At 68.4% G+C, this 11,066-nt stretch carries 9 protein-coding genes; all 9 read right to left on the reverse strand.

Annotated features, from left to right (window positions below):
- Window positions 1–340: 340 nt before the first annotated feature.
- A complete protein-coding gene (locus tag NN4_RS46675) occupies window positions 341–1,384 on the reverse strand; it encodes an NUDIX hydrolase (RefSeq protein WP_147138537.1) in 1,044 nt (347 codons plus the stop codon).
- Window positions 1,384–2,508: a glycosyltransferase family 4 protein gene (locus NN4_RS29620; protein WP_147138444.1), complete on the reverse strand. Its 1,125-nt coding sequence runs from the start codon at window positions 2,506–2,508 to the stop codon at window positions 1,384–1,386. Before NN4_RS29620 ends, NN4_RS46675 begins: the two co-directional genes overlap by 1 nt.
- Window positions 2,505–3,473 (reverse strand): phosphatidylinositol mannoside acyltransferase, encoded by a 969-nt coding sequence (locus NN4_RS29625; protein WP_147138446.1) that lies wholly within the window; start codon window positions 3,471–3,473, stop codon window positions 2,505–2,507. Before NN4_RS29625 ends, NN4_RS29620 begins: the two co-directional genes overlap by 4 nt.
- A 46-nt stretch (window positions 3,474–3,519) precedes the next feature.
- On the reverse strand, window positions 3,520–4,269 hold the full coding sequence (gene pgsA / locus NN4_RS29630; RefSeq protein ID WP_147138448.1) for a phosphatidylinositol phosphate synthase: 750 nt from the start codon (window positions 4,267–4,269) through the stop codon (window positions 3,520–3,522).
- A gap of 2 nt (window positions 4,270–4,271) precedes the next feature.
- Window positions 4,272–4,865 carry an ATP adenylyltransferase gene (locus NN4_RS29635; RefSeq protein WP_147138450.1) on the reverse strand — a complete coding sequence of 198 codons (594 nt, stop codon included), beginning with the start codon at window positions 4,863–4,865 and terminating at the stop codon, window positions 4,272–4,274.
- Entirely contained in the window at window positions 4,862–6,913 is a 2,052-nt protein-coding gene (gene thrS, locus NN4_RS29640; protein WP_147138453.1) for a threonine--tRNA ligase, read from the reverse strand. Before thrS ends, NN4_RS29635 begins: the two co-directional genes overlap by 4 nt.
- A 331-nt stretch (window positions 6,914–7,244) precedes the next feature.
- On the reverse strand, window positions 7,245–7,883 hold the full coding sequence (locus NN4_RS29645; RefSeq protein ID WP_186818690.1) for a (2Fe-2S)-binding protein: 639 nt from the start codon (window positions 7,881–7,883) through the stop codon (window positions 7,245–7,247).
- Window positions 7,856–8,287, reverse strand: a complete 432-nt coding sequence (locus tag NN4_RS29650) for a TIGR02611 family protein (RefSeq protein WP_246181155.1) — start codon at window positions 8,285–8,287, stop codon at window positions 7,856–7,858. Before NN4_RS29650 ends, NN4_RS29645 begins: the two co-directional genes overlap by 28 nt.
- A gap of 91 nt (window positions 8,288–8,378) precedes the next feature.
- Window positions 8,379–10,631, reverse strand: a complete 2,253-nt coding sequence (locus NN4_RS29655; RefSeq protein WP_147138457.1) for a SulP family inorganic anion transporter — start codon at window positions 10,629–10,631, stop codon at window positions 8,379–8,381.
- Window positions 10,632–11,066: the final 435 nt, after the last annotated feature.

Consider the following 11,066-nt stretch of genomic DNA (forward strand, 5'->3'; position numbering starts at 1 on the left):
CGCCGGTGCGGTGCACTGGACCGCTCGGCCAGACCAGGAAAAGTGGCTTACCGGTGCCGCGGGGCAAATGTGTTGGCCCCGCTATCTTCCGGCGTCGCTCAGAGCGGACCCACAACCAGCAACTGCGCCCAGTACTCGGCGGCGGCGGGCCCGATGACCGGCAGCAGGAAATCGTAGAGCAGGTAGGACATGTACAACGGTACCTCCGCACACCGAGCATTTTTCCCCCGCCGACGGCGGGGTTCGCGGCACCGAAGTCCGAGTGCCTGAAGTAAGCACTACCCAGCCCGCTGCCATCCAGTCGCGACCGTAGCACGATCGTGAAACACATCACATCGCGTCAGCGGATCGAGCGGACCTCCGGGTCGGTGGCACTGTCGGCGGCGGCCGCGGCTTCGGGAAGCAGTTGGTCCAGGTTATAGGGGTAGACGGTCTCGCCCGCGCGGTCGAAGGCGACGATATCCGCTGCGGTGCACCATTTATTGCCGGTGATGGAGCGGCGTTCGATGGCGGTCAGGTTCGTCGCCTGCGGCTCGTAGGCGGGCACGCGGAGCGCGAAGAACAGTTCTTCGGAGCGGATCAGGTCGCCGTCGAAGGGGAACACCGCGACGCGGCGCCAGATCGGGCCGCGCAGGCTCTCCGGATCGGCCTGGTAGCCGGTCTCCTCGTAGAGCTCACGAACGGCCGCTTCGCGCAGGGTCTCCTCAGGGTCGACGCCGCCGCCAACGGTGAACCAGAACGACACGTCGGGTGTCGTCGGGTCGTTGCCGCGCATCAGCAGCGTGCGCCCCTCCTCGTCGAACAGCACGATGCGGGCGGTGGTGCGGGTGGTGTCGACGGTGAGCCCGGTGGACGCGGCCGGGGTGGCGCGCTCGGTGATCTCGAAGTAGGTGGGCAGCGGCGCCGTGCCACCGAGGTGCAGGATGCGCACCGACCGGCGGGTGCGCAGCGCGAGGGTGTCGCGGACCGCGTCGTTGTGGAAGCGGCGAGCGATCAGCACCCGCGCCTCGGCGTCGGCCAGCTCGGCCACCATCTGCGGGCGCAGCTTCTCGATATCGATCGTCGACAGCGCCGCGGAGAGCCGGTTCTCCACCGTCTCGCGATCGGCGCGCCCGGCCCGCTCGGCGCGATCGGCAAGGTGGGCAAGAACTTTGGCCTGATCGGCCAGCGCCGGATCGGCCACCGGGTCCGCGATCGCCGCCGCGACCGATCTGGCCACCACCGCCCGCCGGCCCAGCGCCGCGTCGAGCGCCTGCCAGGACTGATCGGAGCGCACGTGCAGCCGGTCGAGCCGGTTGGCGGTCGAGTAGGCCCAGATGCCGAGCGCGACGATGACCGCCGCGATCAGCGCGAGGACGAGAACCGTGGTGGCGGAGAAGGTGATCATCCGGCGGCCCGCACCCTGGTGTCGCCGATGGTGACCGTCTCGTACACCCGCAGGATCTGTTCGGCCACCACGGGCCAGTCGTACTCGCCGACCACCTGGGTGGCCGTGTGCACCAAGGCCGCCCGGCGGCTGTCGTCGGTGAGCAGACCATCGATCGCTGTCGCCAGCGCCGCCGAATCACCCACCGGCACCAGCTCACCCGCCGTCCCGTCGCGCAGCACCCGGCGGAAGGCGTCCAATTCGCTGGCCACCACGGCGGTTCCGGCGGCCATCGCCTCGATCAGGATGATGCCGAAGCTCTCACCGCCGAGGTTGGGCGCGACGTAGACGTCCGCGCTGCGCATGGCCGAGGCCTTCTCCGCGTCCGACACCTGGCCGAGGAAGCGCAGGTGCCCGGCGAGCGGCCCCGCCTCGCGGCGCAGCCGCTCCTCGTCCCCGCGGCCGACGATGAGGACCTGTAAGTCCTTGTGCCTGCGCACCAACTCGGGCAGCGCGCCGAGCAGCACGTCCATCCCCTTGCGTGGTTCGTCATAGCGGCCGAGGAACAGCACGGTCCGGCCCGCCCGCGGATACTCGGGCAGCATCGGCGCCCGCGCGAAGGCGGGCACGTCGACCCCGTTGGGGATCTCCACCGCGTCGGAGCCGAGCGCCTCCACCTGCCAGCGCCGGGCCAGCTCCGAGACGGCGATCCGGCCGCTGATCTTCTCGTGGTACGGCCGCAGCACGCCCTGAAAGGTACTGAGTATCAACGACTTCGTGGTCGAAGTGTGGAAGGTGGCGACGATCGGGCCCTCGGCGATCTTCAGCGCGAGCATCGACAGGCTCGGCGCGTTGGGCTCGTGAATGTGCAGCACGTCGAAATCGTTGCCGTCGATCCAGCGCCGAATCCTGGTGTAGGCCATCGGACCGAAGGACAGTCGGGCCACCGACCCGTTGTACGGGATCGCCACCGCGCGACCGGCGGACACCACGAAATCGGGCAGCTCCGTCTCCTCCGAGGCGGGCGCGAGCACGCTCACCCGATGCCCGCGTTCGATGAATACTCTCGCCAGCTCGACCACGTGGGCCTGCACGCCGCCCGGCACGTCGAACGAGTACGGACAGACCATGCCGATCTTCATGCGGCGCCGTCCGAGTTCGCCGCGGTGTTCGAATCGTCCTGCGCCGCCGCGATACGGCCGCGCCGCGCCTCGGACAGATCGCTCTCCCACAGCGGTTGCAGCATGTGCCAATCCGCCGGATGCTCGGCGATATTCGCCGCGAACCGGTCCGCCAGGGCCTGGGTGGCCGCCGCGACGCCGTTCGAAACATCAATCGGCGCTTCGACTTTCATCCCCCAGCCCTCCCCGCCGTCGGCGGTGAACCAGGTATGCACCGGCAGCAACGCCGCACCGGTCTCGATGGCCAGTTTGGCGGCGCCGGCGGGCATCCAGGTGCGCTCGCCGAAGAAGGTGACCGGGACGCCGCGGCCGGTCAGGTCGCGCTCCCCCAGCAGGCAGATCGCCTTGTTCTCGCGCAGCCGGTCGGCCAGTTGACCGAACGGTGGCTGTTCGCCGCCGGTCAGCGGGAACACCTCGAAACCGAGGCTCGACCGGTAGGCGACGAAACGTTCGAACAGCGACTCCGGCTTCAACCGTTCCATGACGGTCGCGAAGGTGCCGTGGTTCTGCACCAGCCACACCCCCGCCATATCCCAGTTACCGGAATGCGGCAGCACCAGGACGACGCCGCGTCCGGCGGCCAACCCCGTCTCCAGGTTCGACTGCCCTTCCAGCGTGAGCTGACCGATCGCCGCGTGGTCCATCGAGGGCAGCCGGAACGCTTCACGCCAGTACCGCGCGTAGGAGCGAACGCTCGCCTGGATCAGCTCGTCCGGCACCTCCGCGGGGGGACCGCCGATCACCCGGGCCAGGTTGCGCCGCAACTGGTTCGGCGCGCCACCGGCACGGAACTGCCGATTCGCCTTGCCGGCGACCCGATCGGCGCCCCAGTCGAACAACCGCCGCGCCGTCGTCTCGGGCAATGCCCGCACCAGCCGCCAGCCCGCCGCGTAACCGGCGTCGCTCAACCGCTCCCCGATACTCATGACCATTGCCCCGTTCCCTGCACCACACCGCCACGATAGGGCGGTCTCACGTCGGCAGCTCCGTCGCGTTCGCCGTTCCCGCCGAGGGGTTTTCGGGCTGCGCCGGCTTGTCGGACTGCGCCGGGTCTTGCTCCGGTGCCGAATTGCGCGGCTGCGCGGGCGTGATCACATCGCGCGCACCCGGCGAACGGCGCACCGCGAGCACCCGCTGGAACACCGTCACGATGCTGAGCACCGCGAGCACCCACATCGCGACATGCACCGCGTAGGTGAGCCAGTCGATGCCCCAGTACCCGCCGATGCCGGTCAACCCGGCGCCGACCAGCACGATGATGAGCCGATCCGGCCGCTCGATGAGCCCGCCGTCGGCGGAGAGCCCGCTGGCTTCCGCGCGTGCCTTGGCGTACGAAATCACCTGCGAGCTCACCAGTACCACCAGCGTCGCGGCGAACAGCGGCTTGTGGTTCTCGTGGTACACCGCCCACCACGCCAGGCCGGCGAAGATGGCGCCGTCGGCGACCCGGTCACAGGTGGCGTCGAGCACCGCACCGTATTTCGTGCCGCCGCCGCGCGCCCGGGCCATCGCGCCGTCGAGCATGTCGAACATGACGAACAACCAGATCACCATGGTCCCCCAGAACAGATGTCCGGTCGGGAACAGAGTGACCGCGGCGGCGATCGACGCGGTGGTGCCGATGACCGTCACCGCATCCGGGGTGAGCCCGGTGCTCACCAGCGCTTTGCCCAGCGGCGCAGTCGCTTTGGCAAACGTATCGCGGCCGAAGAAGCTCAGCACTTCTAGTCGACTTCCTTCCAGGCTGCCGACAGCAGCGCCCTCGTCTCCCGGAGCAGCTGCGGCATCACCTTGGCCCCGCCGACCACGGTGATGAAGTTCGCGTCGCCGCCCCAGCGCGGGACGATGTGCTGGTGTAGGTGGTCGGCCAGCGAACCACCGGCCACGCCACCGAGATTCAGGCCGACGTTGAAGCCGTGCGGCCGCGACACCCGCTTCATCACCCGGATGGCCTGCTGGGTGAACGCCATCAGCTCGGTGCCCTCGGCCAGGGTGAGGTCTTCGAGGTTGGCCACCTTGCGGTACGGCACCACCATCATGTGGCCCGGGTTGTACGGGTACAGGTTGAGCACCGCGTACACCAGCTCACCGCGCGCGATGACCAGACCGTCCTCATCGGACATCTTGGGAATGTCGGTGAACGGATGCCCGGTCGAGGCGGGGTCGGTAGCCGCCGCCTCGGCGATGTAGGACATCCGGTACGGCGTCCACAGCCGCTGTAACCGGTCCGGTTCACCCGCGCCGCGGTCCACGATGCTGTTCTGCTCCGTGGCGTCGTTCAGCTCGGTGAACCCGTCCGGGGTCGTGCGCTCGGTCATCCCGCACCCTTGATCTCGAAACCCGCCGCGGTCGGAGAAGCGTTCTCCCGGTTCGCAATCCATTCCACAATGGTGGCAACCGCGTCGGCGACCGGCACCCCGTTCACCTGAGTTCCGTCGCGGAATCGGAAGCTCACCGCGTCGGCGGCGACGTCGCGCTCGCCGGCGAGCAGCATGAACGGCACCTTCTGTGCGGTGTTGTTGAAGATCTTCTTCTGCATCCGGTCGTCGCTGCGGTCCACCTGGGCCCGGATGCCCGCGTCCTGCAGCCGCTCGATCACCCGATCCAGGTGCGGCGCAAAGGCTTCCGCGACCGGGATGCCGACGACCTGCACCGGCGACAGCCACGCGGGGAACGCGCCGGCATAGTGCTCGGTGAGCACGCCGAAGAACCGCTCGATCGAGCCGAACAGCGCGCGGTGGATCATCACCGGACGCTGCTTGGTGCCATCGGAGGCGGTGTATTCCAGGTTGAACCGCTCCGGCAGGTTGAAGTCGAGCTGGATGGTCGACATCTGCCAGGTGCGGCCCAGCGCGTCCTTGGCCTGCACGGAGATCTTCGGGCCGTAGAACGCGGCGCCGCCCGGATCGGGCACCAGCTCGAGCCCGGAGGCCGAGGCCACCTTGGACAGGGTCTCGGTGGCCTCCTCCCAGATCTCGTCGGAGCCGACGAACTTCTTCGGGTCCTTGGTGGAGAGCTCCAGGTAGAAGTCGTCGAGGCCGTAGTCCTTCAGCAGACCGAGCACGAACTGCAGGGTGCTGGTGAGCTCGGCGTGCATCTGCTCTTTGGTGCAGTAGATGTGCGCGTCGTCCTGGGTCATGCCGCGCACCCGGGTCAGGCCGTGCACCACGCCGGACTTCTCGTAGCGGTACACCGAGCCGAACTCGAAGAGCCGCAACGGCAGTTCCCGATACGACCGGCCACGCGCCCGGAAGATCAGGTTGTGCATCGGGCAGTTCATCGGCTTGACGTAGTAGTCCTGGCCCGGCTTGCGGACGGTGCCGTCCTCGTTCAGCTCCGCGTCCAGGTGCATCGCCGGGAACATGCCGTCGCGGTACCAGTCCAGGTGACCGGAGACCTCGAACAGGTGCCCCTTGGTGATGTGCGGGGTGTTCACGAACTCGTAGCCCGCCGCCACATGCTGGCGCCGGGAGAACTCCTCCATCTCCTTGCGGATGATGCCGCCCTTGGGGTGGAACACCGGCAGGCCGGAACCGAGCTCGTCCGGGAAACTGAACAGGTCGAGTTCCAGACCGAGTTTGCGGTGGTCGCGGCGTTCGGCCTCGGCCAGCAGATGCAGGTACTCATCGAGCGCCTCCTGCGATTCCCACGCGGTGCCGTAGACGCGCTGCAGATCCTCGCGGTCCTGATCGCCGCGCCAGTAGGCGGCCGAGCTACGGGTGAGCTTGAAGGCCGGGATGAACTTGGTGGTCGGGATGTGCGGGCCGCGACACAGATCGCCCCAGACGCGTTCACCGGTGCGCGGATCCAGGTTGTCGTAGATGGTCAGCTCTTTGCCGCCGACCTCCATCACCTCGGGATCGTCGATGCCCGACTTGTCGCTGATCAGCTCCAGCTTGAACGGCTCCTTGGCCAGCTCGACCCTGGCGTCCTCGACCTCGACCACACGCCGGGAAAACCGCTGCGCGCCTTTGACGATCTTCTTCATCCGGGATTCCAGCTTCGCCAGATCCTCCGGGGTGAACGGCCGGTCGACCTGGAAGTCGTAGTAGAAGCCGTCCTTGATCGGCGGGCCGATGCCGAGCTTGGCCTCGGGGAACTCCTGCTGCACCGCCTGCGCGAGCACGTGCGCGGCGGAATGCCGGATGACACTGCGGCCGTCCTCGGTGTCGGCGGCGACCGCCTCCACCTCGACGTCGGTGTCCGGGGTCCAGGACAGGTCCTTGAGGCCCTCGGCGTCGCGCACGACGACGATGGTGTCCGGACCCTTGGTCGGCAGACCAGCCTCGCGCACTGCGGCACCCGCCGTCGTCCCCGCCGGCACCCGGACGCGGGGGGCAGGGGTGGTGCGGGCTGAGGTGGTCACGGCAGTGCTCTCCTTGGAGTTTCTCGGGTGCGGGGCAAAATCCCCGCGGTTCAATGCCAGGGCATCGAGTGCCCCAGCGCGACCATGCTATCGGCAACCCCCCACCCCCGTGCACGCGCAATACCCGCCTCTCCGGGTATTCAGCCAGATGCTCGCCCGCGTCCCCGCGAATTCAGGCCAGATGCTCACCCGCCCCTCCGCGTACTCAGGCCGTATACGGGTGCGTGGAAAGTGCCGTTGGCGACCGGCAGGGTGGAGGTTGGACAGTTGGCCCGTGCCCGGCGAGTTACCCATTTCTTGCGAAATCGGTTGGCGCCTCAGCAAACCCGCGTCAGTTGTCTGCGGCCAGTTGTTTCAGGAGGGACTCGCGTTCCGCCGCGGGGCGTTTGGGGCAACTGGTGCACATCTCGCAGTTGGGGACTTCGAAGACCAGGCAGCAGGAGATGCGTTTGACGAAGGTGCGGCCGCCGACGTCGACGAAGCGCGGGATGGGGAGTTTGCCGCCGATCTCGGTAGCCAGCCGGGTGCCTGCGGCCGGGGAGCCCGCGTCGAGGGCTCGGTTGCCGACCGCGTCGGCGACGATCGCCCAGAGGGCCGGGATGCCCGCGCCGGAGACTTCGGCGACCGGGGTGATCACGGCGGCAAGGGTTTCCCGCAGGGCCGCGCCGGGCTCGGTGGGTTCGTCGGGTCCGGCGAGGAGGTGGATGCGTTCCACACCGCCGTCCGGGCGGACCGCACAGTCGAAACGGTCCAGCAGCGGCTCTGCGGCTTGTTCGCCGTGTGCGTACGCGCGGGCGATCTGTTCGACCAGTGCCGAGGCGACCATGCACCACCACAGCGTGCCCGCGATCCGCGGTGAGGTCGTACCCCAGGAGTGCCCCATCTCCGTGATCCGGGCCGCCAGCCAGTCCGGCTGCGTCAGCGTCCGGCCGGGGACGGTGTTCACCACTTCAGGGGACTGCGTAACCATTGCGACTCGACTCCGATCCAGCTGCCGACCATCCCGAACGTGCCCAATGCCCACAGTGTCGCGACAACCAGCACGAAGGTAGCGGTCGCTGCGAACACCCGCATGGCGGCACCCCGTGCGGAGTACCACGCCATACCCTGCCGGTACTTGTCCCGCAGCCAGCCGAGAGCCCGTTGTGCCCAGGCGAATTCGGTGGCGAGGATGCCCAGTCCGGCGAACACGATCGCCCAGCCGGGTCCGGGGTAGGGAATCGTGACGATTCCGACGGCGAGCACCGCGGTGCCGACCAACGCGACCCCGATCCGATAGGCGAGGTTCAGCGTAGGTCGCGCGGCGACACGGGTCCGGAAGGCGCGCCAACCCGTCTCCGTCTGCGTCGATCTTGTTTCCAACTCGGCGGTCACCTCTCCCAGCGTACGAGAACGCCCGGTCCTGTCCATGGCGCGAGCGAGCCCGCTCGAACCGCGCGGTTCGAGCGGGCTCGCTGGTCCTGACTCAGACGAGCTCGGGCGTCACCCGATGACCCACCTCGTCGTCGATGTGGGCCAGTCCGTTCTCGGTGATCTCGATGACGCGCGCGCTGGCGATATCGAAGAACAGACCGGACACCGTCACGCCGCGCTCGGCGACGGCCGAACGCACCGCGGGATGCCGTTGCAGGTTCTCCAACTGCACCGCCACGTTCACCATGCTCAGCTGGTCCACCTCGCCGAAGCCGGCCCGCGCGGCGGCGATCGCCACCGGGTGCCCGCGCCGGAATCGGTCCAGGCTCGGGTGCGCGTGCGCGAGCCACTTGTCGATCTCCGGACCGGCCTGCGCCCCGGAGTGCAGGGCCTTCATGGCACCGCACGAGGAGTGGCCGCAGACCACGATGGAGCGGACGTTCAACTCTTCCAACGCGAAGACCAGCGCGGCGTCCACCGACGGGTCGCCGACGGCGGGCACCAGGTTGCCCACATTGCGCACGGTGAACAGGTCACCCGGCCCGCTGTTGGTGATCATGTTCGGCACGATCCGCGAGTCCGCGCAGGTGAGGAAGAACGAGTCCGGATCCTGGCTGTCGCGCAGCTCGTCCAGGTGCGGGCGCACGACGTGCGCGTGGCTGCGGTGGTACGCGGCGACACCGGCCGCGATCGGGTCGGCGTGCTCGTTGCGCCGCCACGGGCCGAGGATGTCGGTCCACACCGCGCGCCCGAAGCCGCGCGAGGGCGGTCCGGCCGTCGCGTGCGCCATTTTGGCGCTGCCGATCTCCACGAAATCGACACTGCCGCCGTTGCTTTCCTGCTGACGCACCCAGTCCTCGATGGCGTCGAAGGCGGCGTGGTCGAGGAAGTCGACGGTCATCTCGACGGTGACGTCGGCGTCGGCGGGTATCTTCGCGAACTCCGCGGACAGCTTCGGCAGCGCGAGGAAGGTGCAGGAGCCGTCGATGGTGACCATCCAGCGCTGCGAACCCGGAATCTGCCTGGCGCTGATGGCGACTCGCACCACCCGCCACAGCAGCAGACCGAAGGCCAGCGCCAGGCCGATCAGCACGCCCTCCAGCAGATTGAGGAACACCACCGACACCACGGTGACGACGTACACGAGCAGGTCGCCGGTGCGCCGGGCCAGTCGAATGTGCGCGATCTTGACCAGCTGCATGCCGATCACGATCAACAAACCGGCCAGCGCTGCCTTCGGAATCTGTTGCACCACAGCGGCCAGCGCCACCGAGAACAGCAGAATCCAGCAGCCGTGCAGCACCGCCGAGGCGCGGCTGCGCGCACCCGCCTGCACGTTGGTCGCGCTGCGCACGATCACGCCGGTGACCGGCAGGCCACCGAGCAGGCCGGAGAGCACGTTGGCCGAGCCCTGACCGATGAGCTCACGATCGAAGTTGGTGCGCTGACCCGAGTGCATCTTGTCCACGGCGACGGCGGACAGCAGGCTTTCCACGCTGGCGATCAAGGCGATGGTGAGGACCATCAGCACCACGGCGGACCAGTCGCCGCGCGGCAGCTCGGGCAGCCCGATCGCGTCGAACAGCGAGCCGTTCAACACGATTCGTTCGGCGCCGGTCGGCAGCACCATGGCCAGCACGGTCGCCGCGAACACCGCGACCAGCGGGCCGGGGACGAGGCGGAGCCGGGCGGGCGCGTATTTCCAGCCGAGCATGATGGCGATCACCACGGCGCCGATGAACGCGTCGCCGCCGTGCAGCGACATCAGCTGATCGGGCAGCTGGGTGATGTTCTTCCACGCCGAGCTGTGCGATGAACCGCCGAGCAGCACGTGAATCTGTTGCAGCGCAATGGTGATGCCGATACCGGCCAGCATCGCGTGCACCACCACCGGCGCGACGGCGAGCGCGCCACGCGCGATCCTGCTCAGCCCGAACAGGATTTGCAGCACACCGGCCGCAGCGGCGATGAAACAGGTTGTTTTCCAACCGAATTGGTTGATGGACTCGGCCACCACCACGGTGAGGCCGGCGGCCGGACCACTCACCTGAAGAACGGAGCCGCCCATCAGGCCGACGACGATACCGCCGACCACAGCGGCGATGAGACCGGCGGCGACGGGCGCGCCGGAGGCGACCGCGATGCCGAGGGACAGCGGCAACGCGACGAGGAAAACCACGATGGAAGCGGGCACATCGTGCCGGAGGATTGATTGCAGGCGTTCGGACAGGGGTCCGGGACCAGGACCCGAGTCCGCTGGGACCGGCGGTGTAATCGGTGGGGCCAAATCGTTCTCGACAGCCATGACTTTCTCCTTCGCCGAACCCGGCGCGAAGTCCGGGGTCGGTTGACGATCAACATGTCCAGCAGGGGGCACACGACCGCGAACCGGCATCTCGCGGTGAAGCAGGTCTCGACGCACCAATGGGTCGAGATGTAAACCGATGCAAGGCTATGAGTAAAGACTAAGCAAAGCCTGAGAACGGGGCTAACTGCGCGTAAACTCCGCGCTCACCGCGTTATGGCCTGCCTCACATGGGCGCAGCGGCGCCGACGGGGCCGTCTCTGGGATTGCACCGGCGGTGCGGCAACACAGCGAACCTCATCGTCGGATTCCGTGGTCCCGTCCACGGTCACCGCGGGCACCGGGGCCATGGCGGCAACGCCCGGCATGCCCGAGCGAGTCCGCCGGCGCGGTCGCCATCGGCGCACTGCCCTTCCCCACACGCGGCGTCCGTGG

The organism is Nocardia ninae NBRC 108245 (genome assembly GCF_007990755.1).
GTDB lineage: Bacteria > Actinomycetota > Actinomycetes > Mycobacteriales > Mycobacteriaceae > Nocardia > Nocardia ninae.

Excerpts from the sequence above, each read along its gene's own strand:
- NN4_RS29620 (WP_147138444.1), bottom strand. The coding sequence starts at position 2,508 with ATGAAGATCGGCATGGTCTGTCCGTACTCGTTCGACGTGCCGGGCGGC.
- NN4_RS29635 (WP_147138450.1), bottom strand. The coding sequence starts at position 4,865 with ATGACCGAGCGCACGACCCCGGACGGGTTCACCGAGCTGAACGACGCC.
- NN4_RS29655 (WP_147138457.1), bottom strand. The coding sequence starts at position 10,631 with ATGGCTGTCGAGAACGATTTGGCCCCACCGATTACACCGCCGGTCCCA.
- NN4_RS29645 (WP_186818690.1), bottom strand. The coding sequence starts at position 7,883 with ATGGTTACGCAGTCCCCTGAAGTGGTGAACACCGTCCCCGGCCGGACG.
- NN4_RS29625 (WP_147138446.1), bottom strand. The coding sequence starts at position 3,473 with ATGAGTATCGGGGAGCGGTTGAGCGACGCCGGTTACGCGGCGGGCTGG.